Origin of the sequence: Glutamicibacter protophormiae, from assembly GCF_014647495.1 — a bacterium.
Classification (GTDB): domain Bacteria; phylum Actinomycetota; class Actinomycetes; order Actinomycetales; family Micrococcaceae; genus Glutamicibacter; species Glutamicibacter protophormiae.
The window spans coordinates 185,622-211,515 of sequence record NZ_BMPH01000001.1; the positions used below are offsets into that span (position 1 = coordinate 185,622).

The 25,894-nt window shown below is 63.1% G+C and carries 20 protein-coding genes and 1 pseudogene; 11 read left to right on the forward strand and 10 right to left on the reverse strand.

The window, feature by feature from the left end; translation table 11 throughout:
- The first annotated feature begins 13 nt into the window (after nt 1-13).
- The 4 genes from glnA (IEY43_RS00855) (at nt 14) to IEY43_RS00870 (ending at nt 5,560) form a co-directional block, all read left to right on the forward strand.
- On the forward strand, nt 14-1,354 hold the full coding sequence (gene glnA / locus IEY43_RS00855) for a type I glutamate--ammonia ligase (RefSeq protein ID WP_188946690.1): 1,341 nt from the start codon (nt 14-16) through the stop codon (nt 1,352-1,354).
- A 54-nt stretch (nt 1,355-1,408) separates the two neighbouring features.
- Nucleotides 1,409-4,435: a bifunctional [glutamine synthetase] adenylyltransferase/[glutamine synthetase]-adenylyl-L-tyrosine phosphorylase gene (locus IEY43_RS00860; RefSeq protein ID WP_188946691.1), complete on the forward strand. Its 3,027-nt coding sequence runs from the start codon at nt 1,409-1,411 to the stop codon at nt 4,433-4,435.
- 2 nt (nt 4,436-4,437) lie between these two features.
- Nucleotides 4,438-4,932, forward strand: coding sequence for a DUF1990 family protein (locus IEY43_RS00865; protein WP_188946692.1), 495 nt, complete (start codon nt 4,438-4,440; stop codon nt 4,930-4,932).
- Nucleotides 4,933-5,092: 160 nt separating this feature from the next.
- Nucleotides 5,093-5,560, forward strand: coding sequence for a nucleoside deaminase (locus IEY43_RS00870; RefSeq protein WP_188946693.1), 468 nt, complete (start codon nt 5,093-5,095; stop codon nt 5,558-5,560).
- Between the two features lie 11 nt (nt 5,561-5,571).
- Here IEY43_RS00870 and IEY43_RS00875 read toward each other — a convergent pair whose 3' ends face one another.
- Nucleotides 5,572-5,937, reverse strand: a complete 366-nt coding sequence (locus IEY43_RS00875) for a hypothetical protein (RefSeq protein WP_188946694.1) — start codon at nt 5,935-5,937, stop codon at nt 5,572-5,574.
- 87 nt (nt 5,938-6,024) lie between these two features.
- Complete coding sequence (gene glnA / locus IEY43_RS00880; RefSeq protein WP_188946695.1) at nt 6,025-7,449, reverse strand: type I glutamate--ammonia ligase; 1,425 nt, start codon at nt 7,447-7,449, stop codon at nt 6,025-6,027.
- 338 nt (nt 7,450-7,787) lie between these two features.
- On the opposite strand from glnA (IEY43_RS00880), the gene IEY43_RS00885 reads away from it, so the two are divergent.
- Nucleotides 7,788-8,150, forward strand: a complete 363-nt coding sequence (locus IEY43_RS00885; RefSeq protein ID WP_188946696.1) for an RDD family protein — start codon at nt 7,788-7,790, stop codon at nt 8,148-8,150.
- A gap of 103 nt (nt 8,151-8,253) precedes the next feature.
- On the opposite strand, the gene IEY43_RS00890 is transcribed toward IEY43_RS00885, so the two are convergent.
- From IEY43_RS00890 to lipB, 3 genes and pseudogenes are all read right to left on the reverse strand, one after another.
- On the reverse strand, nt 8,254-9,003 hold the full coding sequence (locus IEY43_RS00890; RefSeq protein WP_053798380.1) for a DUF4191 domain-containing protein: 750 nt from the start codon (nt 9,001-9,003) through the stop codon (nt 8,254-8,256).
- Between the two features lie 156 nt (nt 9,004-9,159).
- Entirely contained in the window at nt 9,160-10,161 is a 1,002-nt protein-coding gene (gene lipA / locus IEY43_RS00895) for a lipoyl synthase (protein WP_188946697.1), read from the reverse strand.
- A 33-nt stretch (nt 10,162-10,194) separates the two neighbouring features.
- A pseudogene (gene lipB, locus IEY43_RS00900) lies at nt 10,195-10,854 on the reverse strand (lipoyl(octanoyl) transferase LipB); the annotation flags it as partial.
- A 240-nt stretch (nt 10,855-11,094) separates the two neighbouring features.
- On the opposite strand from lipB, the gene IEY43_RS00905 reads away from it, so the two are divergent.
- On the forward strand, nt 11,095-12,468 hold the full coding sequence (locus IEY43_RS00905) for a serine/threonine-protein kinase (RefSeq protein ID WP_188946699.1): 1,374 nt from the start codon (nt 11,095-11,097) through the stop codon (nt 12,466-12,468).
- 87 nt (nt 12,469-12,555) lie between these two features.
- On the opposite strand, the gene IEY43_RS00910 is transcribed toward IEY43_RS00905, so the two are convergent.
- The 4 genes from IEY43_RS00910 to IEY43_RS00925 all read right to left on the reverse strand — a co-directional run bounded on the left by IEY43_RS00910 (nt 12,556) and on the right by IEY43_RS00925 (nt 18,010).
- Complete coding sequence (locus tag IEY43_RS00910; RefSeq protein ID WP_188946700.1) at nt 12,556-12,906, reverse strand: hypothetical protein; 351 nt, start codon at nt 12,904-12,906, stop codon at nt 12,556-12,558.
- Between the two features lie 114 nt (nt 12,907-13,020).
- The gene (gene sucB, locus IEY43_RS00915; RefSeq protein WP_188946701.1) at nt 13,021-14,757 is read right to left on the reverse strand and encodes a 2-oxoglutarate dehydrogenase, E2 component, dihydrolipoamide succinyltransferase; all 1,737 of its coding nucleotides are present in this window, start codon (nt 14,755-14,757) and stop codon (nt 13,021-13,023) included.
- A 116-nt stretch (nt 14,758-14,873) separates the two neighbouring features.
- A complete protein-coding gene (lpdA, locus tag IEY43_RS00920; protein WP_188946702.1) occupies nt 14,874-16,253 on the reverse strand; it encodes a dihydrolipoyl dehydrogenase in 1,380 nt (459 codons plus the stop codon).
- A gap of 242 nt (nt 16,254-16,495) precedes the next feature.
- Nucleotides 16,496-18,010 carry a leucyl aminopeptidase gene (locus IEY43_RS00925; protein WP_188946703.1) on the reverse strand — a complete coding sequence of 505 codons (1,515 nt, stop codon included), beginning with the start codon at nt 18,008-18,010 and terminating at the stop codon, nt 16,496-16,498.
- Between the two features lie 277 nt (nt 18,011-18,287).
- Here IEY43_RS00925 and IEY43_RS00930 point away from each other — a divergent pair, with 277 nt between their 5' ends.
- The 4 genes from IEY43_RS00930 (at nt 18,288) to IEY43_RS00945 (ending at nt 23,143) form a co-directional block, all read left to right on the forward strand.
- Complete coding sequence (locus tag IEY43_RS00930) at nt 18,288-19,232, forward strand: proteasome assembly chaperone family protein (protein ID WP_229777212.1); 945 nt, start codon at nt 18,288-18,290, stop codon at nt 19,230-19,232.
- Nucleotides 19,229-20,497 (forward strand): MFS transporter, encoded by a 1,269-nt coding sequence (locus tag IEY43_RS00935; protein WP_188946704.1) that lies wholly within the window; start codon nt 19,229-19,231, stop codon nt 20,495-20,497. Before IEY43_RS00930 ends, IEY43_RS00935 begins: the two co-directional genes overlap by 4 nt.
- A gap of 91 nt (nt 20,498-20,588) precedes the next feature.
- The gene (locus IEY43_RS00940) at nt 20,589-21,692 is read left to right on the forward strand and encodes a DUF4192 domain-containing protein (protein ID WP_188946705.1); all 1,104 of its coding nucleotides are present in this window, start codon (nt 20,589-20,591) and stop codon (nt 21,690-21,692) included.
- Nucleotides 21,693-21,946: 254 nt separating this feature from the next.
- Nucleotides 21,947-23,143, forward strand: coding sequence for an RNA polymerase sigma factor (locus IEY43_RS00945; protein ID WP_188946706.1), 1,197 nt, complete (start codon nt 21,947-21,949; stop codon nt 23,141-23,143).
- A 177-nt stretch (nt 23,144-23,320) separates the two neighbouring features.
- Here the strand turns inward: IEY43_RS00945 and IEY43_RS00950 are convergent, their stop codons facing one another.
- Entirely contained in the window at nt 23,321-23,545 is a 225-nt protein-coding gene (locus tag IEY43_RS00950) for a DUF7455 domain-containing protein (RefSeq protein WP_188946707.1), read from the reverse strand.
- Nucleotides 23,546-23,768: 223 nt separating this feature from the next.
- Between IEY43_RS00950 and IEY43_RS00955 the strand changes: the two genes are divergently transcribed.
- Nucleotides 23,769-25,877 carry a DNA gyrase/topoisomerase IV subunit B gene (locus tag IEY43_RS00955; RefSeq protein WP_188946708.1) on the forward strand — a complete coding sequence of 703 codons (2,109 nt, stop codon included), beginning with the start codon at nt 23,769-23,771 and terminating at the stop codon, nt 25,875-25,877.
- The last annotated feature ends 17 nt before the right edge of the window (nt 25,878-25,894 follow it).

Genomic DNA, 25,894 nt, shown 5'->3' on the forward strand with positions numbered 1-25,894 from the left:
AAGGCGGTGGAATATGGATCGTCAGCAGGAATTCGTGCTGCGCACCATTGAAGAACGTGACGTTCGATTTGTGCGCATGTGGTTTACCGATGTGGTTGGTTCACTGAAGTCTGTTGCGCTGGCACCCGCAGAAGTCGAAGACGCCTTTGAAGAGGGTCTCGGCTTCGACGGATCGTCAATCGACGGGCTGTCCCGGATCTCCGAATCCGACATGCTGCTGCAACCTGATCCGGCAACCTTCCAGCTGCTTCCCTGGCGCGGAGAGGTCGAGCCGACCTCGCGCATGTTCTGCGACATTCTCACCCCCGAAGGCCAGCCGTCGAACGCCGACCCCCGCCAGGTGCTCAAGCGCCAGCTCAATGAAGCGGCGAACATGGGCTTCACCTGCTACACCCACCCGGAGATCGAGTTCTACCTGCTGAAGAACTCCGAGCTGGACGCTGAAGGCCGTCCGCAGCCGATCGACAACGGAGGGTACTTCGACCACGTGCCGGACGGCGTCGGACAGGACTTCCGCCGCGCCTCGGTCACCACGCTGGAAGCCTTGGGCATTTCGGTGGAGTTCTCCCACCATGAGACCGGCCCCGGCCAGAACGAAATCGACCTCCGTTACGCTGACGCCCTGCAGACCGCGGACAACATCATGACCTTCCGCACCGTCATCAAGGAAATGGCCATGCAGAAGGGCATCCACGCCACTTTCATGCCCAAGCCGTTCGCCGAGCATCCGGGCAGCGGGATGCACACCCACTTCTCGCTGTTCGAAGGCGACGTCAACGCGTTCTTCGAAGCCGGCCGCGAGTACCAGCTTTCCGATGTCGCCCGGTCGTTTATCGCCGGCATCCTGCACCATGCGCAGGAAATGACGGCGATCACCAACCAGTTCGTCAACTCCTACAAGCGGCTGTGGGGCGGGGGAGAAGCCCCGAGCCACCGCTCGTGGGGGCACAACAACCGCTCCGCCCTGGTGCGCGTGCCGCTGTACAAGCCGGGCAAGGGCCAGAGCGCCCGCGTGGAGTACCGTGGCATCGATTCGGCCGCCAACCCGTACCTTGCCTACGCCTGCCTGCTGGGCGCCGGCCTGAAGGGCATTCGCGATGGCTACGAGCTGGAGGATCCGACCGAGGACGACGTCTGGAGCCTGTCCACCGCCGAGCGCCGGGCATCGGGCCACGTGCCGCTGCCGGGCAGCTTGCATGACGCGCTGCGCGCCATGGAGGAATCCGAGCTCATGCCGGAGATCCTCGGCGAGCAGGTGTTCAACTCGTTCCTGGCCAATAAGCGCGCCGAATGGGAAGAGTACCGACAGATCATCACCCCGTACGAGCTGGATAAATATCTGGGGATCCTCTAGGCGGATCCCGGCGCGCAGCCGCGCGTCACACAGTCAGGAGCCGACGTTCACGCCATGACAGAAATTTCCTCGCGATCCCTGATCAACGCCGGGTTCTCCGACATTGAACGGGCCAAGAAGTTCCTTGATTCCAAGGAACTGTCCGCCTTGGACCCGGAGCTGATCGTGAAGATGATGGCGCATGCGCCGGACCCCGACCAGGCCCTGCTGCTGGCCTTGCGGCTGGTGGACCGCCACCCGCAGTCGGCGAAGATCTTCCTGCAGGCCGAAAGCTGCCAGGCGCTGATCCGGTTGCTGGGCAGTTCCTCGGCACTGGGCGAATTCCTGATCCGTTGCGAGGACGCGCTGCAGATCGTGGGGCAGGCGCCGTCCTCCGGGTTCAGCGGCGTACCCGCCGACCAGCTGCGCAGCGACATGCTCGACTCTGTGGGCGCCATGCAGACGCCGAACGGCCACTGGGTCGCCTCCTGCACCGGGGCCGAGGCGCGGCAGAAGCTGCGCGTCAGCTACCGGCTGGCGCTGCTCTCGCTGGCCTATCGCGACCTGGGCTCGGCCCAGCCGCAGTGGGTCATGCCGCAGGTCGCCGCCGAACTGGCCGACATGGCCGCGGCCGCCCTGGAAGGGGCGCTGGCCATTTCCCGCGCCGAAGCGGGGGATCAGTACACCCCGGAGCAAGTCGACCAGGTGAAGCTGTCGGTCATCGGCATGGGCAAATGCGGAGCGCGCGAACTGAACTACATCTCCGACGTGGACGTGATCTACGTGCATGGCTCGCTTCCGGGCATCGAGGAAGACCTGGCCGGCGCCATCGCCACGGTGCTGTGCGGCAATGCCGCCCGCGCGCTGATGGTTCCGGGCCCCGAACCGATGCTGTGGGAAGTGGACGCCAATCTGCGCCCCGAAGGCAAGGACGGGGCGCTGACCCGCACGCTGTCCTCGCACGAAGCGTACTACCGCCGCTGGGCACACTCCTGGGAGTTCCAGGCGCTGCTCAAGGCCCGCGCCATCGCCGGAGACAAGGACCTGGGCGCGGCCTACGAACGCATGGTCTCGCCCATGGTCTGGTCCAGTTCCGAACGCGACGGCTTTGTGGAATCCGTGCAGGCCATGCGCCGGAGGGTCAGCGACAACATCTCCAAGGACGACGTGCCCTGGCAGATCAAGCTGGGCCCGGGCGGGCTGCGCGACGTTGAATTCACCGTGCAGCTGCTGCAGCTGGTCCACGGCCGGGTGGAACCCTCTATCCAGGTGCCCACCACCACCCTGGCCATCCACGCGATGAGCGAGACCGGCTACATTGGCCGCGAGGACGCCACCAACTTCGACGGCTCCTACCGCTTCCTGCGCCTGCTGGAGCACCGTATCCAGCTCAGCCAGCTGCGCCGCACCCATCTGATGCCGCGCAACGAAGACGCCCAGCGCGTGCTGGCCAGGGCTATTCGCGGCGCCGGGGATCTGCAGGCCACGAGCCCTGACAAGCTGCTGCGCCGCTGGAACGAAACCAAGCGGCTGGTGCGTTCGCTGCATGAACGCATCTTCTATCGCCCGCTGCTGGTCAGCAGCTCCAACCTTTCAGCGGACGATGTCCGGCTCACCGCGGAATCGGCGCAGGCCCGGCTGCGCGCCCTGGGCTACCTGGATCCGAAGGCCGCGATGCGCCATATCGAGGCGCTGACCGGGGGAGTCTCCCGGCGGGCGGCCCTGCAGCGCCAGCTGCTGCCGGTGCTGCTGGACTGGTTCGCCCGCGGCGTCGACCCGGATGCCGGGTTGCTCGGGTTCCGCCGGCTCAGCGAGTCGCTGGGCAAGACCCATTGGTTCCTGGGCATGCTGCGCGACACCAACGCCGCCGCCGAGCGGCTGAGCCACCTGCTGTCCAATACCCGCTTCCTCACCGACCTGCTGGCCAACGAACCGGCCGCAGCAGCCTGGCTGGGTACCGACAGCTCGCTGAGGCCGCTGAGCCGCGAAAGCCTTGAGCAGCAGAACACCTCCATCATCCAGCGCACCAAGGCGCCCGAGGCGGCCATCCGGCAGATCCGGCTCGTACGCCGCCGCGAGATCCTGCGCGTCGCACTCGCCGATGGCGCGGGCCTGCTGAAGGTCGACCAGGTGGGCCAGGCCCTGTCGGACATCGATGGAGTCATGATCGATGGGATCCTGCGCGTGCTGCTGGCCGCCGACCAGGCCGCGCACGGGGAACACACGCGCATCGCCGTGATCGCCATGGGCCGCCAGGGCGGGCAGGAGATCGGCTACGGGTCCGACGCGGACGTGCTCTACGTCCAGCGCCCGGTCCAGGGCGCGACCGAACAGCAGGCCCAGGAACAGGCCTCCCGCGTGGTCACCGAACTGATGTCGTGGAGCTCGAAGCCGCTGAAACCGGCCATCCCTGCTGAGGTCAAGCTCAAGATCGACTCCGATCTTCGCCCCGAGGGCCGCCAGGGCGCGCTGGTGCGCTCCTTCGATTCCTATGCCGCCTACTATGAGCGCTGGGTCGAAGTCTGGGAGCGGCAGGCGCTGCAACGCGCCCGCCCGTTCGCCGGCGACGAGCAGCTGGGCCAGGACTTCATGGAGCTGATCGAGCCAATCCGCTACGGCCGCGGCCTGGACGAGGCGGAGATCAAGGAGATCCGCAAGATCAAGGCCCGGGTGGAGGCCGAGCGGCTGCCGCGCGGGGCGGATCCGAACCGGCACCTGAAACTCGGCCGGGGCTCGCTGTCCGACGTCGAATGGCTGGTGCAGTTCTACCAGCTGCGCTACGCCTGGAAGCACCAGGAGCTGCGCACGCCGTCCACGCTCATCGCGCTGGACCAGCTCGCCGCCCTGGAAATCATCACCGAGGAGCAGGCGGAGGTGCTGGACATGGCCTGGCGCCTGGCTACCCGCATCCGGTCCGCCGAGATCATCACCTCGGGGCGCTCCAGCGACGTACTGCCCAGCTCCGCCAGGGACATGGAAGCAGTGGCCCGCTGGTGCGGCTACGAGCCGAATACCGGCATGGAGCTCGAGGAAGACTACCTGCGCGCCACCCGGCACTCCCGGGCGCTGTTCGAGCAGCTGTTCTACGGCTTCGAAGACTAGCCTTGACGACCCGGACACGGATTCGCGAGGAGCACTGGAACCCGGCGCCCGGCGGCTACCGGGCGTGGCGGCGCCAAACCTACCTGGGCTCGGGCGACGCATTCTGGGAGCAGTCGGCGGCAGCGCTTTTGCGCTGGGAAGTGAAGACCCGCAGCGGATTCCGCATCAGCCCGCAGGATAAGGTCCGCAGCGGGGCCAGGCCGCAGATCATCGTCCCGGTGGGACCGGTGTCGATCCACGAACCCGTCGAGGTGGTGGATGTCGTTGAAGCCGACGACGTGGTGGGGTTCGCCTATCGCACGCTGCCCGGGCACCCGGTCTCCGGGGAGGAAGCCTTCATCCTGCGCCGGCTGGGGCCCTCGGTGTTCCTGGAAATCCGATCGCTCACAGCCGCCTCGGACCGCGGGGTCTGGCGTTCGGTCTTCTGGCTGCTGCTGGGCGCGCAGAAACTCACCCGGTGGCGCTACCTGCGGGCGCTGCGCCAGCGCAGGTCCTGAACGCCATCTGCACCAGCGCGACGGCGGCAACACCATGAATTTACTGCAGACCCTCGCACCCGCGCCTGATCAGGGGATAGGCTGGGCACGCAGTGCAAAATTTTCGGTTCGGCGTCCCCGGATTGCCCGGCAACGCCGATCGTTTGAGGGGGAGCAGGACATGGATCCACAGCTAATGCAGGCAGCGGTCGACCAATCGGTGCTGGCGCTGGAGAGCAACGACAGCGGCCCGTTCGGGGCGGTCGTGGTACTGAACGGCAAGGTCATTGCCGCCGGCTACAACACCGTGGTGCATGATTCCGATCCGACGGCCCACGCAGAGGTCAACGTGATCCGCAAAGCAGGACAGGCGCTGGGAACCTTCGACCTGTCCCAGTGCGAGCTCTACACCAGCTGCGAGCCGTGCCCCATGTGCCTCGGCGCCATCTACTGGGCGCGATTCAAGCACGTCTACTATGCCAACGACCGGCAGGATGCGGCGAACATCGGTTTCGACGATGATTTCATCTACACCGAGCTGGAGCTGCCGATGAGCGAACGGCGCATCCCGTTCACCAAGGTCGAGCTGGCCTCGGCCCTGGCGGCGTTCGAGGCATGGACTGCCAAGGAGGACAAGCAGGAATACTAGCCGCCGTTGTTTCAGGGCCGGCTTGGCACCAGGCGGTGCTGCACATCCGGCCAAGGCACGTGGATGCGTTCGGTGGGCTGCAGGGCCTTGGTCTGCAGCGCATTGGCCAGCACGATGCCGTGCGGCGAGACCTCCAGTATGGTCAGCAGCTCGGTGGCATCGCGGGAGCCGGAATCCAGCACCCAGTCGGTCATCACCTCGCTGATGCCGCGCTCCAGCAGCAGCTGTTCGCCGTCCAGATACCCGCAGGCGTCGGCTACAGCGTGGCCCAGGACGTTGCGCGGGGTCACCAGGGTGTAGTCGGGATCCGCAGGGTCGAGATAGCCCACGGTTTCTCCGTCGTCGCGCTGTACGCTGACCCAGGTTGAAATGTCCATGACGCCAGCCTACCCCGGGACAAAACAACGCCGGGTTCCACCTGTTGGTGGAACCCGGCGTTGTGCTGTCACCCCGCGGGGCGGTGATTAGCAGCCGTAGTACAGCTCGAACTCGTAGGGGTTCGGGCGCAGGCTCAGTGGCTTGAGCTCGTATTCGCGCTTGTACTCGACCCAGGTCTGGATCAGGTCTTCGGTGAACACGCCGCCTTCGAGCAGGAACTCGTGGTCGGCTTCCAGAGCCTTGAGTGCCTCCTCGAGGGATTCAGGAGCGCGCTGGATGTCCTTGGCCTCTTCGGCAGGAAGCTCGTAGAGGTCCTTGTCGATCGGGTCGGCAGGTTCGATGCGGTTCTTGATGCCGTCCAGGCCGGCCATCAGCTGTGCCGCGAACGCCAGGTACGGGTTCGAGGAGGCATCCGGTGCGCGGAACTCGATGCGCTTGGCCTTCGGGTTCGACCCGGTGATCGGGATACGGATGCCGGCCGAGCGGTTGCCCTGCGAGTACACCATGTTGACCGGAGCTTCGTAGCCCTTGACCAGGCGGCGGTAGGAGTTCACCGTGGGGTTGGTGAAGGCCAGCACGGCGTCCGCGTGCTTGAGCAGGCCGCCGATGTACCAGCGGGCGGTGTCGGAAAGGCCGGCGTAGCCCTTCTCGTCGTAGAACAGCGGATCGCCGTTGCTCCACAGCGACTGGTGCACGTGCATGCCCGAGCCGTTGTCTCCGAAGACCGGCTTCGGCATGAAGGTTGCGGACTTGCCCCAGGCATCGGCCACGTTCTTCACGATGTACTTGAACAGCATCAGTTCATCGGCTGCGTGCACCATGGTGTTGAACTTGTAGTTGATTTCGGCCTGGCCGGCTGCGCCGACCTCGTGGTGGCTGCGCTCGACTTCGAGGCCGGCATTGTCCAGCTCGATGCAGATGGCGTCGCGCAGGTCAGCCTGCTTGTCGGTTGGCGAAACAGGGAAGTAGCCGCCCTTGAACGGGGTCTTGTAGCCCTGGTTTCCGCCTTCTTCCTTGCGACCGGTGTTCCATGGGGCTTCGTCCGAGTCGATCTTGTAGAAGGAGCCCTGCGGCTTGGATTCGTAGCGGACGTCTTCGAAGATGAAGAATTCAGCTTCGGGAGCGAAGAATGCGGTGTCGGCGATGCCGGTCGATTCCAGGTAGGCCTCGGCACGCTCGGCCACGCCGCGCGGGTCGCGGTGGTACGGCTCACCGGTGCGCGGGTTGATGATCGAGAAGTTGAAGGCCAGGGTCTTCTCGATGCGGAACGGATCGATGAACGCGGTGGTGACGTCTGGGATCAGCTGCATGTCGGATTCGGAGATTCCAGCGAAGCCGCGGATCGAGGATCCGTCGAACAGCTGGCCGTTGACGAAGAAGTCTGCATCGACGGACTTGGCCGGCACATTGAAGTGCTGCTGGACGCCTGGCAGATCGGTGAAGCGAATGTCAACGAACCTGACGTCCTCTTCGGTGATGTAGGCCAAAGCTTCTTCTGGACTCTTAAACATGTGCAGGTTACTCCCTGGTGAGATTTGGTTTTGGTAAACGGAACGATCATGTGAAGTGATCTGAGCTGTTCTCTTGCTTACCCGTTAACCTTACCTAGTATCCGTTTCTTATTGGTGTCTCTATTGTTTCGTCCGCGTTACAAACAGGAAGTCCGGGCGTGTCGTAGGACTCTGATCAGGCGGAAAGCAAGAGCTTAGTAATCTGAAGCCTGCGGAAAATCAGCAAAAAATGTTTACACAGGGTGCGCGGATAGACTAGAAGGGTGGAACGTAAAGACTTTAGTTCGTGGCTCGAAGGCCCGCCCCAGCTTAATTCCCAGCATTGGCCGGGGGAGCACATGGGCCGTCCGGAAAAGGGCCCCGGTTCGATTGGGCGCCTGCCGCGCAGGCTTGGGGCAATCTGCATCGACTGGGGACTGTCAATGCTGCTCAGCTGGTGGCTTTTTGACCTCAACGACTGGGCGACGCTGGTGCTGTTCGGTCTGGGCCAGATTATCGGCGTGGGCATCACAGGTCATACCATCGGCCACCGGGTCTTCAGAATGCAGGTCCAGTCGATGGACGGCACCGCGGTCAAACCGCTGCAGGGGCTGATTCGATCGGTGCTGCTGTGCCTGTTCATCCCGGTGCTGATTGCCGACAAGGACCAGCGTGGACTGCACGACCGCCTGGCCAAGAGCATCTTGGTCAATATCCGCTAGCTACCGCAGGCTCCGCCGGCCCTGCGCAGCTGCACCGGACCCGCACTGATCCATAACAAAAAAGAAACCGCATCCGAAGATGCGGTTTCTTTTTTATCCGGTTCTAGCCTCGCGTTGCGCGGCGGTTCGGTCGAACGCGGTTCGGGTCGATGCCCTTTGGAATCGGCAGGCGATTCGCAGTCAGGGTGCTGAGGCGCTTCTCAACTGCGCTGACCTCAAGCTTGGTGATCGACTTCGGAAGCTTCTTCATCTTCTTGGCGATGTCTTCCAAGGCAACCTGGTCTTCATCCTGTCCGGCGTTGATCACGTGGATCGGGACGTTCGGCAGGACGCGGCCAACACGCTTGCGTTCGGAGATCACCAGTTCGCGCACGCGCGACTTGGGGCCTTCGGAAACCAGCACCACGCCGGCGCGGCCGATGGCCATGAACACCAGGTCCTGGTGGCGGTTGTAGGCGACCGGTTCCTCTTTCAGGATCCAACCGCGACGCAGTACACTCATCGCTGCGCCGACGGCACCCGGTCGTCCGACCAGTTGCGAGAAGGCGGCCTTCTCGGCACGGCGGGACATGATGTACATAGCGGCAAGCAGGGCCAGCGGGATCGAGATGATCAGCATGGTGACCCAGTTGCGGATCAGCAAGCCGATGACCAAGCCCACGGCGATGATGCCCAGGGCGGCCAGAGCCATCCACCAGACGACCATCGGGTCGTGGCGGCGGGTCATCTGGAAGACCTGGCCGATCTGCTTTAGGCGACCGGGCTCTTTGTTCTGCTTCTCAGCTTTTGGTTTACGCGAAAAAAGCCCACGCTTTGATTGCGAGGCAGCGTCGTTGTCGGAGTTTTTGGCCATAGTGCCTCAATTCTACGCGATGAATCTATGAGATCTAATCCGGTGCGGGAAATTGCCGGTCCGGAGGGGCTGCGGGGAGATCAAACGCACAATGTCCCGGCCCGACGCGCCCCAGGGCTGGAGCGCGTCGGACCGGGACAAAGCTGGCTGTGCGGCTTAACCGCCGATCAGCGAAGCGGCTTCCTGGCGGGTGTCCCCGGAAGATTCGATGTGTGCGAGCGCCGCGGGGATTTCGCGGCCCTTCTTGCGCATGGCCCCGGCCCATAGGCGCCCGGCCCGGTAGGAAGAACGGACCAGCGGTCCGGACATGACTCCGGCGAAGCCAAGCTCTTCAGCTTCCTGCTGCAGCTCCAGGAATTCCTGCGGTTTCACCCAGCGGTCCACCGGCAGGTGGCGCTCGGTCGGGCGCAGATACTGGGTAATGGTCAGCAGATCGCAACCGGCCTCATGCAGGTCGCGCATGGCTTCAGAGATCTCCTCGCGGGTTTCTCCCATGCCCAGGATCAGGTTCGACTTGGTGATCATGCCACGCTGGTGGCCATGGGTGATGACGCCCAGGGAACGTTCGTAGCGGAACGCCGGGCGGATGCGTTTGAAAATACGCGGAACGGTTTCCACGTTGTGCGCGAAGACCTCGGGCGCGGAGTCGCAGATCGCATCCAGGTTCTCCGGCTTCCCGGAGAAATCCGGGATCAACAGCTCCACGCCGGTGTTCTCGTTGAACTGGTGGATGCGGCGCACGGTTTCTGCGTACAGCCAGACACCTTCGTCTTCGAGGTCGTCGCGGGCTACGCCGGTGACGGTGGCGTAACGCAGGTCCATCTTCTTCACGCTCATGGCGACCTTGAACGGCTCGGAACGGTCGAGCGCGGCCGGCTTGCCGGTGTCGATCTGGCAGAAGTCGCAACGGCGGGTGCACTCGGAACCACCGATGAGGAACGAGGCCTCGCGGTCTTCCCAGCACTCGAAGATGTTCGGGCAGCCGGCTTCTTCGCAGACGGTGTGCAGCCCCTCGGACTGCACCAGATTCTTCAGCCCCACGTATTCGGGGCCGATGTTGAGTTTTGCCTTGATCCACTCGGGCTTGCGCTCCACGGGAACGGCGGCGTTGCGCTTTTCGACGCGCAGGAGTCGACGGCCTTCTGGCTCGATGCTCATTGACTGCTCTTTCTTAAGGAAGGGAGTGGTTGTCTAGACAACTTGAGGGGTGAGGAGGCGCTCAAGCTCCTGCTCGACACGATCGACGACGTCGCTGGGGGAGATCTCGCGGCCCAGTTCCCTGGAAATCGTGGTGACTCCGGCATCCGTGATGCCGCACGGGATGATTTGATCGTAGGCGCTGAGGTCGTTCGAACAGTTCAAGGCGAAGCCGTGCATGGTCACGCCGTGGTTGATTCGAATGCCGATGGCAGCGATCTTCCGGTCCTGCTCGCCCTCCGCGCCTGGGACCCACACTCCGGAGCGTCCCTTCACCTGCACGGTGGGGATGCCGTACTCGTCGACGACGTTGATCAACGCTTGCTCGAGGGTTTCCACGTACAGCCGTATCGCGCTGATCTTGCGCAGCTTAACGATGGGATAGCCAATGAGTTGGCCTGGTCCATGCCATGTGAGTTTACCGCCGCGATCCACATCCACAACGGGGGTGCCGTCGAGGGGAAGATCTTCGGGTTCAGTCCGTTTGCCAGCCGTATACACGGCTGCATGTTCGAGGAAGAGGACTTTTGGGGTTTGTTCGTCCGCGGCCACCGCATCATGCAGCTGGATCTGGTAGTCCCAGGCCTGCATGTACGGAATATATTCTGTGCCGAGTCCGACTCTTTCGAATTCGATCGCCATGGAGGTTACCCTACGCCGTTGAACCGGCGGTCGCTAATTCTCCATCGTCCGCTGTACATGTGGATAACGAATTTGCAATTCGGGAATTTTTGGTAGAACGGAGTCATGGATGAATCAACGAATCTGCTGGCATGGCCGACGTGTCCCGGGTACATGACGGTGAAGCCCTTAAGCACCAAGTCACCTTGCAGAGTCTGGCTCATTCGGCGGGAATCTGACCAGCAGTACATGGTGCTGAAACTTAGTCTGACTATGGAAAATGTGGCTGCGCAGCGGCTGGGCAATGTCAACGCTGCGGGGAAATATGTCGTCGATTTTTACGGCATGCTCAGCACCCAGCTGGGCGACGGGCTGCTGATGGAGTACTGCCCCGGCGGCAGCTTGGCCGCGCTGGTCACCCGGCGCTCGACCTTCAGCCTCGCCGAATGCATCACGGCGCTGGCCCCCATTGCCCAGACGATCGCAGGACTGCATGCGGCAGGAATGCGGCACGGGGATATTTCCCCCTCGAATATCATGCTCACCGGTCAAGGCATGCCCAAGATCATCGATTTCCAGGAATCGACGCTGAGCCAGGATGCGGCCGAGATCGCCGGGACACCTGGATTCATCGCACCCGAGGTGCTCGCTGGACAGGGGGAGGAGGAACTTGGCGCCCAGGATGTCTTCGCCCTGGGAAGCTGCCTCTGGTACCTGCTTGATGGCGAACCGCCAGCGGAGCCGCATTTCCGGCCCCCAGTGAGGGTCCAATTCCCCGGTGTGCCCGAGATCATCCAGGAGCTCTTGGCCGACTCGCTGGACGGCAATCCGCAGCAACGCCCCACCGCCGACCAATTCGCCAGGACCTTGTTCTCCAGCATGCCGGCCGAGCCGATCCACTGGGAGGGCTTCATTGACAGCGACACCAGCCAGTTGATGGATACGATCCACCCGGACCTGCGGATACGATCGAAACACCGTCGCGCCGTTGCACCTCGCAGTGCGCGGAAGTCCACCGTGGTCGAGGACGGGAGCGGCGGCAGCTGGCAGGGGCATCGCCTGCTTCGAACACCCGGCGGTGCGAAAATTGTTGCGGCGCTGGCGCTCAGCGTCATCGCGATTGCTGCCAGCTTGTTCGGGGTGCGGCATCTGATGCCCGGCCACTTGCCGGATCCGGTGGCGCAGGCGGCGGAAGCTGGCGAGGGGGAAAGGTGCCGCATCCTGGACGTCGGGGAGCTGCCGGCCTGCGCCTTTGAAGCCGATACGGTTATTGCAAGTTTCCTGGCCCTCTCGGCAGCGCGGGACCAGGCCATGAACTCCGGTGATTCCTCCGCCCTGCAAGAAATCTACGTCGAGGACTCGGAACAATTGGAACGAGACCGGGAAACCCTGGAAGCGATGAGCAAGCTGCGCTTGAGATTCAAGGGCCTTGCCACGAGCCTGGAGGATGTCTCGGTCCAGGCGCGCGGCGCCGCGGACACTGTCATCCTCAACGCCCGCTCGACGCACAGCGCCTATGCCTACGTGGATGCCGCCGGCGAGACGCGGCACCAGGTGGCCGCAGGCGACCCGGAACGAATCCAGGTCGAGGTGGTGCTCGTTGACGACCGGTGGCTTCTCGGACCAGTACTCAGCCGCGGCGAATGAACGGAGCCCGGTTAAAATGAGAACGGCCGTCCTCCCCTGAAATCCGGGAGAACGGCCGATAGGCGGCGGCAGCCGCCTGTCGCGCAATTAGCTCCAGAGCACGGCGACGGCGATATTGATCAGCGCCAGTCCGCCAACTGCGTGGGCAATGCCGGTGGACACTTCCTGGCCCGCCTTGACCTTCTTGCGGCCGATGAATGCGGCTACGGCGATGCCCAGGGCGATAACAACCTTCACGCCGATCTTGATGTGGTTCAGTTCAGCGTCCTGTGCTTCGTAGATGCCTACCAGAGCCAGGCCGGTGACCAGCTGCAGCAGCGCTCCGTACCACTGCCAGACGTTGACGGTGGGGGTCTTGAAATTGGCCAGCCAGCTGCCGAAGATCGCCGCCGCACCCAGGATGTGCAGGAAAACGAGGATAGAGATTGCAAAAGTCATATCTCTAGACTAGTCGAGGTTCGACGCATTGTAGAAACGCCAAGGGGAAGCTTCCACCGCCGGCGAACCGACGGGAAAACTTCCCCTTGCTAGAAGCGCTGAAGCGTTCGAGTCTTACAGACCCAGATCGCCCTCGAATGCGCCGCCTTCAAGACGTGCCTTGACGGTCTGCAGGAAGCGACCGGCGTCGGCGCCGTCAACCAGACGGTGATCGTAGGTCAGGCACAGGTACATCATGTGGCGGATGGCAATCGAATCGTTGCCCTCGGCGTCGGTGACGACCATTGGGCGCTTGACGATTGCACCGGTGCCGAGGATGGCAACCTGTGGCTGGTTGATGATCGGGGTGTCGAACAGTGCGCCAACCGAACCGATGTTGGTGATCGAGAAGGTGCCGCCGGACAGCTCATCCGGACCGATCTTGTTGCTGCGGGTACGGGCAGCGACATCAGCGATCTTGTTGGCCAAGCCAGCAAGGTTCAGATCGCCTGCGTTGGCTACCACGGGAACCAGCAGGCCCTTGTCGGTATCTACCGCGAATGCCAAGTGCTCGGCATTGTGGTAGGTGATCTGCTGAGTCTCTTCGTTGTACTCGGCGTTCAGCTTCGGGTGGGCCTTCAGCGCTTCGGCAACAGCCTTGGCGATGAACGGAAGGTACGTCAGGTTGACGCCGTTGACTGCCTTGAAGTTGCTCTTGGCCGTGCCGCGCAGCTTCACGATGCGGGTCATGTCGATCTCGTGGACCTGGGTCAGCTGAGTCGAGACATCCAGCGATTCGCGCATGCGGCGGGCGATGACCTGGCGGATGCGCGGGGCCTTCTCCGTGGTGCCGCGCAGGCTCGAAGCCTCGACAGCCGGAGCGGCCGGCTTGGCGGCGACAGGAGCGGCAGCGGCCGGAGCAGCAGCTTCCTTGGCGGCAACTGCGTCAAGCACGTCCTGCTTGCGGATGCGTCCGCCAACGCCGGTGCCCTTGACCGAGGCGATGTCGATGCCGTGCTGGTTGGCCAGACGGCGCACCAGTGGGGTGACATAACCCGAATCATTGGACTCGGCGGCCGGAGCTGCTGGCGCGGCTGGAGCCGGAGCCGGCGTAGCAGCAGGAGCAGGTGCTTCTTCCTTCGCGGCCGGAGCCGGCGCGGCTGGAGCTTCTTCCTTCGCTGCCGGAGCTTCTTCCTTCGCTGCCGGAGCTTCTTCCTTCGCCGCCGGAGCTGGCGCTTCCGGAGCTGCTGGCGCTGTCGGGGCGGCGTCGGCAGAACCAATGACGGCCAGGACGGCGCCGACCTCGGCGGTCTCGTCTTCCGGAACACGGATTTCCAGCAGGGTGCCGGCCACCGGGGACGGAACCTCGGTGTCGACCTTGTCGGTGGAAACTTCCAGCAGCGGCTCGTCGACGGAGACTTCCTCGCCGACTTCCTTCAGCCAGCGGGTGACGGTACCTTCGGTGACCGACTCGCCCAGTGCTGGCAGGGTGACCTCGGTGCCGGAGGCTGCGCCAGCGGCAGGAGCTGCAGGAGCGGCTTCGGCAGCCGGTGCCGGGGCCTCCTCTGCGGCCGGGGCGGCAGGGGCTTCCTCAGCAGCAGGCGCGGCTGGGGCGGCGGACTCGCCGGCACCTGAACCGTCGCCGATGCGGACCAGTGGAGCGCCGACTTCGGCTTCCTCGTCCTCGGCCACGAAAATTTCCTCGATGACGCCGGCCACTGGTGAAGGAACCTCGGTGTCAACCTTGTCGGTGGAAACTTCCACCAACGGCTCGTCAACCTCTACGCGGTCGCCGACCTGCTTCAGCCAGCGGGTTACCGTACCTTCGGTAACACTTTCACCCAGTGCGGGCAGGTTTACGGTTTCAGACATCTTCCCGTATCTCCTCGTTTATAAAGCTTGAATTTTGTAGGAGGCGTTGCCTCCGAGCCTAGTGCATGCGGGCGGCACGGCAGAATACTGCGCCGCCCGCATGGCTTGATGCACTATTAGCCGTGCAGAGGAGCTCCGGCCAGAGCCATTGCCGCTTCGCCCAGGGCTTCGTTCTGGGTCGGGTGCGCATGGATCAGCTGTGCGACGTCTTCCGGGTAGGCTTCCCAGTTCACGATCAGCTGTGCTTCGCCGATCTGCTCGCCGATGCGGCCGCCGATGCCGTGCACGCCGACGATTGGGCCGTTCTTGACGCGGACCATCTTGATGATGCCGCCGGTGCCAAGGATCGAGGACTTGCCGTTGCCGGCCAGGTTGTACTCGGTGGTTTCGATCGCGTCGGCACCGAACTTCTCCTTGGCCTTTGGCTCGGAGTAGCCCACTGAGGCGATCTCAGGCTCGCAGTAGGTGACCTTCGGGATGTTGATGTCCTCAATGATGGTCGGCTTCTTGCCTGCGATTTCCTCGGCAACGAAGCGGCCGTGCTGGTAGCCGCGGTGGGCCAGCTGCAGACCCGGGACGATGTCGCCGATGGCGTAGATGTTGCCCACGCCGGTGTGCAGTCGCTCATCGGTGATCACGAAGCCGCGATCGATGGTGATGCCCTGCTCCTCGTAACCCAGGTTCGCGGTGACTGGACCGCGGCCAACGGCCACCAGGACGATCTCGGCTTCCAGGGTCTTGCCGTCGGCCAGGGAGACCTTGACGCCGTTGGCGTCTTGCTCGACCTTTTCGAAGAAGACACCGGTGTTGAACTTGATGCCGCGCTTCTTGAACGCGCGCTCCAGGTTCTTGATGATGGCGGGATCCTCGTTCGGGACCAGCGACGGCAGGCCCTCGACGATGGTGACGTCCACGCCGAAGGACTTCCACACCGAGGCGAACTCGACGCCGATGACGCCGCCGCCCAGGACGATGGCGCTCTTCGGCAGGTCTTCCATGTTCAGCGCTTCGGTGCTGGTCAGGACGCGGCCGCCGATTTCCAGGCCGAAGGTCTTGGACTCCGAGCCGGTGGCGAGGACGATGTACTTGCCCTTGTAGACGGTGCCATCGACGTCGATGGAATCCTGCGAGACGAGGCGGCCGTTACCGGTGATAACGTTGACCTTCTTCATCTTCAGCAAGCCCTGCAAACCCTTGTGCTTGCCGGCGACAATGCCGTCCTTGTAGGTGCGCACGCCGGCCAGGTCGATTGACTGCAGCGAGGAGTTGATGCCGTACTTGGCGCCCTCACGTGCGTTCTCGGCGAGTTCTGCGGCGTGCAGGTAAGCCTTGGTCGGGATGCAGCCGGTGTGCAGGCAGGTGCCGCCCAGCTTCTCCTTTTCGATCAGACCGACGGTGTAGCCCAGCTGGATGGCGCGCAATGCTGCCGAGTATCCAGCGGATCCACCGCCGAGGATGAGGACATCAAATTCTTGCGTTGCTGCCGAATCGGCCACGTGAACGCTCCCTCGTTATTAGCTAAGTGAGGCCGACTTTGGTCGGCCTGGGGATCGGGTAGCAGATCGATGGTTCGCACTGGTAGGCGCGCGCCAGCAATCCGCGGTGATGTTTCAAAACTTACCTTAGTACCGTCGGCGCGCTGCAGTCACCTTCGCGCGCCCAAAAGTTGGGTAAGTCTCGTTGCCCAATACAGGCTGTGGCGCATGAAACGGTGAAATTCCATGCGCCACGAATTGTCCTATCGGCTGCCGGCCAGCTTCTCGGCGTAGGCAACCAGGGTGCGGACCTGGGAGCCGGTGCCGTTCTTCGGGGTGTAGCCCCAGGCCTTGCCTTCGTTGAAGGCCGGGCCGGCGAAGTCGATGTGGGCCCACGGGATCTTGGTGCCGTCAACCTCTCCGACGAACTCCTCCAGGAACACGGCGGCGGTCATCATGCCGCCCATCCGCTCGCCGATGTTGGCCAGGTCGGCCACCTGCGAGTCGATGCTCGGGCGCAGCTCCTCCGGCAGCGGCATGGCCCAAGCGAGCTCGCCGGCTTCGTTGGAAGCTGCAACCAAGTCGTCGCGGACCTGTTCGTTGCCCATGATGCCGGCGGTGCGCAGGCCCAGTGCCAGCATCTGCGCGCCGGTCAGGGTAGCGATGTCGATCATCACGTCGGGCTTTTCCTCGCTGGCCGCGGCCAGTCCGTCGGCCATCACGAGGCGGCCCTCGGCGTCGGTGTTCAGCACCTCGACGGTCTTGCCGCCGAACATGGTGATCACGTCGCCCGGGCGGGTCGAGGCGCCGCCCGGCATGTTCTCGGCCAGGCACAGCCAGGCGGTGACCTTCAGGTTCAGGCCCAGCTCCGCGACTGCCGCCACGGTCTGGAACATCGCGGCGGCGCCGGACATGTCCGACTTCATCGCGTGCATGCCTGCAGGCGGCTTCAGCGAGATGCCGCCGGTGTCGAAGGTGATGCCCTTGCCGATCAGGGCCAGGTGCTTTTCCGCCTTGGCCGGGGCGTACTCCACCTTGACCATGCGAGGCTGGCGGGCCGAGCCGCCGCCGACGCCCATCAGTCCGCCGAAGCCTTCCTTGGTCAGGCGCTTCTCATCGAAGATCGTGACCTTTAGCGGCAGCGGCTTGGAGTATTCCTTGACGGCCGCCGCGAAGGACTCCGGGTAGAGCAGGTTCGGCGGGGTGTTGATCAGGTCGCGGGTTGCGCGCACGGCGCGGCCCAGGATCGCGGCGCGCTTGAGGGCCTCCGGCAGGTCCTTTGAGGTTGCGGCATCGGTGGCGATCATGGCCTCGGCGAGCACCGGCTTGTCGTTGGCGGCGGTGCGCAGATTCTCATAGCGGTACGCGCCCAGGGCGACGCCTTCGGCGATCGCGGCGACGCGTTCGGTGGTGTCGGCCGGCAGCGCGAAGATCGCGCTCTTGGCGTTGGACATCTGGCGGGCGGCGGAACCGGCGGCGCGGCGCAGGGTCTCGGCGTCCAGCTCGGCCAGTTCCTTGACGCCCAGGCCGATGAACAGCAAGACCTTCGCCTTGGTCTCTTCGACGCCTGGCAGCAAGGTCACTTCGTCGGCCTTGCCGCCGACGCCGATCAGTGTCAGCGACGTCTCAAGTTCGGTGGTGACGTCGGCGGAGAACGGGGACGCGGCAATGGATACCTTGTCGCCGTTCTTCATCACGCCCAGCACCAGGGTATCGGCGCTCTTGCGCTTGATGTCGGTGCCGATGGCAGTCAGTGTGAGATCACTGGAGTTGATCACAAAATCATTCCTTCTATGCCTTTGTAGGGTCTAAGGACGAGACAGCCCAGAGTTCAATGCCGGAAACGGTGATGCCGGTGGGCTGCGTATCTCCCATAGACGATGTTATCCGAGGTCCGGCATCGGCGTGCCATACTTCACAGCGAGCGAAAGCCGGCACGCGCTAGGATTGATCATTGAGCTGTGTCCGGTTGCCGTGTGCCAGGAGCATCGCGGCGGTGCAGAGATTTTTTCCAGTGTGGTCAGTAGAGGGGTGGAGATGTCCAGGGAACCGTTGATGACGTTGGTCGCGTCCGAGGTGGACGACGCCCGACTTCAGGGCCTGGGCATGTATGTGGCGCTGCGCGGAATGTCCGACGCGGGCCATACCCACTCGCAGGTCGCCAACGAGCTGTTCGGCCGCCTGGACTCCGAGCTGTTCGCGACTTTCGACGCCGATGAACTGGTGGCCTACACCTCCCAGCGTCCGCGAGTGACCTTTCTCGGCGACCATTTCGCCGGCTACCAGACCCCGCGTTTGGAGATCTATCTCATGACCGATGAGCTCGATCGCAAGTTCTGGCTGCTGACCGGAGTGGAACCCGACCTCAAGTGGGACCGTCTGATTGCCGAGCTGCTCGGCTTCATCGAGGCCTTCAATATCGATCTTGTGGTCAGCACCGCGTCCTTGCCGATGCCGGTACCGCACACCCGCCCGGTCGGGGTCACCGCGCATGGCAACCGCAAGGACCTGATCGAAAACATCTCGACCTGGAGCCCAACCGTGGAATCCCCGGCGGGGCTCACCTCGCTGATGGAGATCCGGCTCAACGACGCCGGTCGCGACGTGGTCGGCTATTCGCTGCACACCCCGCACTACCTCGCCGAATCCGAATACCCCGCGGTGGCCGTGGCCGCTTTGGAACATGTCGGCGCGGCGCTGAAATTGGCCTTGCCGACCGATAACCTCCGCGAAGCGGGCCGGCTGATCGACACGCAACTGGCCGAACAACTGGAAAGCAGCACCGACGTGCGCCAGATGGTTGACGGTTTCGAACAGCGATTCGACGCGCACGCCCATGAGCATGAGCGCCGTTCACTGCTGCTCGACGAGGGTGAAGACATGCCCGATGCCGAGGAACTGGGCACCAGGGTTGAAGACTTCCTGGCGAATATCGAAGACACCCAGGATTGGCTGAACAATTCCGAGAATGGCCCGTTCCCGGGTGAATCGGAACAGTGAGCACTTCCCGCCTGAACTCGAAAAGATCGTGGCTCGTCTACGGTTTTGCAATTCTCACCTACGTTTCAGCTATTGCCCAGCGCACCAGTTTCGGTGTGGCCGGACTTGAAGCCACCGAACGCTTCAACGCCAATGCCCAGATCATGGCCACCTTTTCGGTGGTCCAGCTGGTCGTCTACGCAGGTGCCCAAGTCCCCGTCGGGCTGCTCCTGGACCGGTTCGGTCCGCGCATCCTGATTACCACCGGCGCGGCGCTGATGACGGCCGGGCAGGCCTTCCTCGCCATTTCAACCAACGTCCCCATGGGCCTTGCCGGCCGCGTCATGGTGGGTATGGGCGATGCCATGGTCTTCGTCTCGGTGTTGAAGCTGTTGCCGCTGTGGTTCTCCGGGTCGCGGATCCCCATCTTGACCCAGCTGACCGGCACTTTCGGCCAGCTCGGGCAGCTGATCAGCATTTTCCCGTTCCACATGATTCTTGTGGCACGGGGATGGACCCCCGCATTCTCTGTGCTCTCCGCACTCGCCTTCGCGACGCTGATCACCACCATCGCTTTTGTTCGCAACGGCGACAACTGGACCCACGCCAAGCAGGGCGTCGGGGCGCACCAAGGCTCGCGCCTCGCCGCGGCCCTGCGCCAGCCCGGCACCAGGCTCGGATTCTGGACCCATTTCAGCACCGCCTTCATGATCAATACGTTCATGATGACTTGGGGTTATCCATTCCTTGTCCAGGGCCAGGGGATCGACAGCGCCCTGGCTTCGAGCCTGATGTCGGTGTTCGTCGTGGTTGCGGTGCTGGTCGGCCCGCTATTGGGGGCATTGACCTCTCGGCATGCCGACAAGCGGTCCTTCTTCGCGCTGGGCATCGTCGCCTGGATGGTCATCATGTGGGCTGTCGTCCTGCTCTGGCCGGGCCAGGCCCCGATATGGGTGCTGATCATCCTCATGGTGTCCGTTGCCGCCGGCGGTCCGGCTTCGGTGATCGGCTTCGACTTCGCCAGAACATTCAACCCGCCGCACCTGCAGGGAACCGCAACGGGCGTGGTGAACACCGGCGGATTTATCGGTGCCTTCATCACGATCTACGTCATTGGGTTCATCATGGACTGGGCCTACAAGGCGGGTGGCTCAACTGGTGAGCTCTACAACCTCCCGGCGTTCCGCCTCGCGCTGTCCTTCCAGTTCGTCATGGTGCTCATCGGAGTGTCCTTCATGCTGATCGAACGGGGAAAGGCCAAACGGTTCCTGGCCGACAACGGCTAATTCCGCAGTTCGCGCCAGCCGGTCCGGGGCGTTCTCCACAGTTCGCGAGGCATTGCCAAGGGATACTGCCCCGGTGACTCACCGTGGCTTCATGACTACTACACCCGAACGCCAACCGCTGTCCCTCGCAGATATCGAAGACATCCTGGCCTACATCCCGCATGCTCTGGGATTCCATCCCATTGATTCGGTGGTGCTCCTGCTGGTCCAGGATCGCCGGCTTGAAGCAACTCTGCGTGTCGACCTGCCGAATATGCAGCCTGAAGAGGAGCTGAATGCCTGGGTGCTCCAGGTGGCAAACCTCCTGCGCCGCATGCCCGAGGTGCAAAGTGTTGTCGCAGTGGTTTACGCACCATCCAGCCTCGGCGCCGACACGGAGATCCCTTATTGGCAGATGCACACGAAACTCAACTCCCGGCTGCGGCACCGGGGTGTCGACCTGCGCCATGCCTGGTGCGTGGGCGACAGCTGCATCTGGGACTACAGCACGGCTGATGTCAACGTCTGGTTGCCGCGACCGGAGACCCGCGGCAACGAGAACCACTTGTCGATGGTGCTGGCCGGATCGGCGCCGCTGGAAAAGCCCTGGGACGGGTGCGGTATGGCCCAGTGGCCCAATGCGGAGATCGTCCGGGAACTGGCAGCTGTGTTCAGCATGAATTCTCTGGAAGGCATCGCCTGCTGGGCGAAGCTGCTGGAGCTGCCTTCGGAGATCGCCTCACGGGAAATTCACGAGGACCCCAAGCGCGCGGCAGAGCTGATCGGTTCGTTGTATTGGAAAGTCGTCCGCGACATCCTTCCCTATCTGGCCGGTACCAGCTATGCGGAAACCAAAGGCGTTCTGCTGAAGCTGTCCGAGCGGGAACAGGGGGAGGAAGTGCCGGAGCTGGGGCAATTCCTGCTGGGCAAGGGATGGCGAAGCCCTGACTGGCAGCGGACCGAGCGGCTGTGGAGCTTGGCCCGCGATCTGCTGGGCGTCGCGGAGAACAACCAGCGTTACGCGTTGATGTGCGTGCTCGGCTGGATCGAATGGGCCAAGGGCCGGGGATCGCTGGCCATGACCCTGCTTGACCAAGTGCTTCGCGAATGCCCGGACTACAATTTGGCGAAGCTGTTGAAGGAGATGCTCAACCAGGGCATGATGCCGCATTGGGCGACCGACCAGCTGCGGGCTTGGAGAGCCCATTTCGCCTGACACGATGCACGCTGAACCCTTCAAGTGGTGTCTGGGCATCAATTCATGGATAATGGTTCAACAGACCCGGTTAGGTTCGAAAGCGCCTTTGCCTCAAAGTCCATGATTTTGGGAACATTCGGCGGAGCTGGTGCGTTGTAAAGTACGTGCCAACTTACGGTGATTCGTCGTGTACGAATCGCTATCGGACTTGACAGGGTCATAGTGGTGTTACCGGCAGGTGCATCCGGAACGCATCGTTAGAAAGGTTATTCGTGTCATCTTCTGAGACGAACGCTAATCGCAAGGCAACCGAAGCTGAGGTCGAGGTCGCCGAGGAATCGGTATCAAAGCCGGTAGCGAAGAAGCGCGCTACCAAGGCCCGTACCAAGAAGGCAGCAGCCGACTCCGCAGAGCAGACCGAAGCCGCCGCTGAGGTCGAGGAACTCGACGACGATGCCGAAGCTAAGGCCCCTGAAAAGCCGGAGGAAGAGTCCAAGGGCTTTACGCTCTCGACTACCGACGACGATGCCCCGCAGCAGCAGGTCATGGTTGCCGGCGCCACCGCCGACCCGGTCAAGGATTACCTGAAGCAGATCGGCAAGGTTGCCCTGCTGAACGCCGAACAGGAAGTCGATCTCGCTCTGCGAATCGAAGCTGGCCTGTTCGCCCAGGACAAGCTCGATCACGACGAAGGCGCCATCGACCAGCGACTGCGCTGGGATTACGAGCAGATCATCCACGACGGCAAGATCGCCAAGAACCACCTGCTGGAGGCCAACCTCCGCCTGGTCGTCTCGCTGGCCAAGCGTTACACCGGCCGCGGCATGCTGTTCCTGGACCTGATCCAGGAAGGCAACCTGGGCCTGATCCGCGCCGTCGAGAAGTTCGACTACACCAAGGGCTTCAAGTTCTCGACCTACGCGACCTGGTGGATCCGCCAGGCGATTACCCGCGCCATGGCCGACCAGGCACGTACCATCCGTATCCCTGTGCACATGGTTGAAGTCATCAACAAGCTCGCCCGTGTCCAGCGGCAGATGCTTCAGGACCTGGGCCGCGAACCCACTCCGGAGGAGCTCGCCAAGGAACTGGACATGACTCCTGAAAAGGTAGTCGAGGTCCAGAAGTACGGCCGCGAACCAATTTCGCTGCACACCCCGTTGGGTGAAGACGGAGATTCCGAGTTCGGCGACCTGATCGAAGACTCCGAGGCCGTCGTGCCGGCAGATGCGGTGTCCTTCACCCTGCTGCAGGAACAGCTGCACTCAGTGCTCGACACCTTGTCGGAGCGCGAGGCCGGCGTTGTCGCCATGCGTTTCGGGCTGACCGATGGACAGCCAAAGACCCTGGACGAAATCGGCAAGGTCTACGGCGTGACGCGTGAGCGTATCCGCCAGATCGAGTCGAAGACCATGTCGAAGCTGCGCCACCCGTCGCGTTCGCAGGTTCTTCGCGACTACCTCGACTAAGCCGTAGTTGCACCGGGGGCCGGTCCAATCCGCAAGGGTTGGGCCGGCTTCCCTGTTTAATCACGGAGCCAGGTGCGGTGCGGCTGGTATGGAATGGCCGGACGGCGCAAAAAACCGCAGGCGGCCCCATCGATGATGAGTCCGCCTGCGGTGCATCCTTTGAGGGATCGGGCACTATCAGTCGTTGATGTCGACCTTCGGCTTTTCGTAGAGTCGCGAGGACTCGTCGTGCCACAGCGAAGTCTGTGGGCGTAGTTTTGGTTCCACGTCCCGTGCATGGTGAGCGCAGAAAAGCAGCTCGCCGCCGGTAGAAGCTAGCACGGCCCGTACGTAGGCCTGTGCACCGCAGCGGTCGCACCGGTCGAGGGCGTTGAGTTCACGACTAGGAGTTGTAGTAGTCATCGCCAGCCTCCCTAAATAGATGGTTACTCTATACAACCAGCTTTGCCCCCGACTTTATCCCCAAAGAGCCGCGCTTTCGCTCACCGCGTAGCGAGTGTGGATAACCTCTCATCGTTCCGCCAGCGCCCGGATTGCCGTCAAATGCCACGGATTCGAACAAAGTAACGATTAGAATGGGAAGAGAAGTAGTTCTTTTCTCGTGTCAGTAGGAGACAGCAGCCCAGTGGCCTCATCCGAAAATTACAACGCTCGCCACCTCTCGGTTCTTGAAGGACTTGAAGCCGTGCGCAAGCGACCGGGTATGTACATCGGCTCCACCGACTCCCGAGGCCTGATGCACTGCCTGTGGGAGATTATCGACAACTCGGTTGACGAGGCCCTGGGTGGTTTCGGCCAATCGATCAACGTGATCCTGCACAGCGACGGGTCGGTCGAGGTCCAGGACGATGGCCGAGGCATTCCGGTTGACGTTGAGCCAAAAACCGGATTGAGCGGGCTTGAGGTCGTCTTCACCAAGCTGCATGCCGGCGGCAAGTTCGGTGGCGGATCCTACAGCGCTTCCGGCGGCCTGCACGGCGTGGGCGCATCGGTGGTCAACGCGCTGTCCTCCCGGCTTGACGTAGAGGTGGACCGCGGTGGCAAGACCTACGCAATGCAGTTCCGCCGTGGCGAGCCCGGATCCTTCGCGGACAAGGGCCGCAAGAAGTACGACGCGGAATTCACCCCGCACAAGAAGGCCACCCCTCCGGAAATTATCGGCAAGGCCAAGCGCGGTGTCACGGGCACGCGCATTCGCTACTGGGCGGACAACTACATCTTCACCCCGGACGCAAAATTCTCCTACACGGACCTGCAAGACCGGGCGCGCCAAACCTCATTTTTGGTGCCCGGCCTGCGCATCACCCTGCGTGACGAACGCGGCCTGCCTGATACGCCAGGAGCCGAGGGGCCGCACGAAGAGATCTTCCAGCATGACGGCGGCATCAGCGAGTTTGTCGACTTCCTGAGCAGCGACTCTCCGGTGACCGACATCTGGCGCTTCCACGGCAGCGGTTCGTTCCACGAGAAGGTCCCGGTGATCGACGAGAACGGCCGCAGCCATATCCAGGACGTGCAGCGCGTGTGCGAGGTCGATGTTGCCCTGCGTTGGGGAATCGGCTACGACACCACGCTGCGCAGTTTCGTCAACATCATCGCCACCCCCAAGGGCGGAACCCACACCACCGGTTTCGAGCAGGCGATGCTGAAATCGTTCCGCAAGAACGTCGAAGCCAACGCCCGCAAGCTGAAGTTCGGCCAGAAGGACAAGCTGGAGAAGGACGACGTCCTGGCCGGCATGACGGCGGTGCTCACCGTGCGCCTGGCCGAGCCGCAGTTCGAGGGGCAGACCAAGGAAATTCTCGGCACGCCGCAGGTGCGCCAGGTGGTTTCCAAGGTCTTGGAAAAGGCGATGGACGAGCGTCTGGGCTCCAGCAAGCGCAATGAAAAGGCCGAGGCCAACTCCTTGATGGAGAAGGTCGTCAACGAGATGAAATCCCGCGTCTCGGCCCGCATGCACAAGGAAACCCAGCGGCGCAAGACCGCGCTGGAATCCTCCTCGCTGCCGACCAAGCTGCTGGACTGCCGCAGCAAGGAAGTCGGCCGTTCCGAACTGTTCATCGTCGAGGGCGACAGCGCCTTGGGCACCGCCCGGCTGGCCCGCTCCAGCGAGTTCCAGGCGCTGCTGCCGATCCGCGGCAAGATCCTGAATGTGCAGAAGGCCTCGGTCTCCGACATGCTCTCGAACGCCGAATGCGCGGCGATGATCCAGGTGATCGGCGCAGGCTCGGGGCGCAGCTTCGACATCGAGCAGGCGCGCTATGGCAAGATCATCCTGATGACCGATGCCGACGTCGACGGCGCGCACATCCGCACCCTGCTGCTGACCTTGTTCTACCGCTACATGCGGCCGATGATCGAGCACGGGCGCGTGTACGCGGCGGTTCCGCCGCTGCACCGCATTGAGATCATCAACCCCGGGTCGAAGCAGAACGAAGTGGTGTACACCTATTCGGAAGCAGAGATGCAGCGATTGCTGACGAAGATCGAGGCCGAGGGCCGGCGCTACAAGGAACCGATCCAGCGCTACAAGGGCCTAGGCGAGATGGACGCAGACCAATTGGCCGAAACCACCATGGATCCGCGCCACCGCATGCTGCGCCGCGTGAAAATCGAGCATGCCCAAGCGGCCGAGGAGATCTTCGACCTGTTGATGGGTTCGGACGTCGCCCCGCGCAAGAGCTTTATCATTGCAGGCGCCGATGACCTGGAGCGCGAACGCATCGACGTATAGCACCGGTGGAAAAAGGT

Bases quoted from the DNA above. Each gene is read 5' to 3' on its own strand.
- IEY43_RS00890 (WP_053798380.1), bottom strand. From the start codon at position 9,003: ATGGCCAAAAACTCCGACAACGACGCTGCCTCGCAATCAAAGCGTGGG.
- sucB (WP_188946701.1), bottom strand. From the start codon at position 14,757: ATGTCTGAAACCGTAAACCTGCCCGCACTGGGTGAAAGTGTTACCGAA.
- IEY43_RS00905 (WP_188946699.1), top strand. From the start codon at position 11,095: ATGGAAAATGTGGCTGCGCAGCGGCTGGGCAATGTCAACGCTGCGGGG.
- IEY43_RS00860 (WP_188946691.1), top strand. From the start codon at position 1,409: ATGACAGAAATTTCCTCGCGATCCCTGATCAACGCCGGGTTCTCCGAC.
- glnA (WP_188946690.1), top strand. From the start codon at position 14: ATGGATCGTCAGCAGGAATTCGTGCTGCGCACCATTGAAGAACGTGAC.
- IEY43_RS00910 (WP_188946700.1), bottom strand. From the start codon at position 12,906: ATGACTTTTGCAATCTCTATCCTCGTTTTCCTGCACATCCTGGGTGCG.
- IEY43_RS00940 (WP_188946705.1), top strand. From the start codon at position 20,589: ATGACTACTACACCCGAACGCCAACCGCTGTCCCTCGCAGATATCGAA.
- IEY43_RS00870 (WP_188946693.1), top strand. From the start codon at position 5,093: ATGGATCCACAGCTAATGCAGGCAGCGGTCGACCAATCGGTGCTGGCG.
- IEY43_RS00950 (WP_188946707.1), bottom strand. From the start codon at position 23,545: ATGACTACTACAACTCCTAGTCGTGAACTCAACGCCCTCGACCGGTGC.
- IEY43_RS00930 (WP_229777212.1), top strand. From the start codon at position 18,288: ATGACGTTGGTCGCGTCCGAGGTGGACGACGCCCGACTTCAGGGCCTG.
- lipA (WP_188946697.1), bottom strand. From the start codon at position 10,161: ATGAGCATCGAGCCAGAAGGCCGTCGACTCCTGCGCGTCGAAAAGCGC.
- glnA (WP_188946695.1), bottom strand. From the start codon at position 7,449: ATGTTTAAGAGTCCAGAAGAAGCTTTGGCCTACATCACCGAAGAGGAC.
- IEY43_RS00875 (WP_188946694.1), bottom strand. From the start codon at position 5,937: ATGGACATTTCAACCTGGGTCAGCGTACAGCGCGACGACGGAGAAACC.
- IEY43_RS00885 (WP_188946696.1), top strand. From the start codon at position 7,788: ATGGGCCGTCCGGAAAAGGGCCCCGGTTCGATTGGGCGCCTGCCGCGC.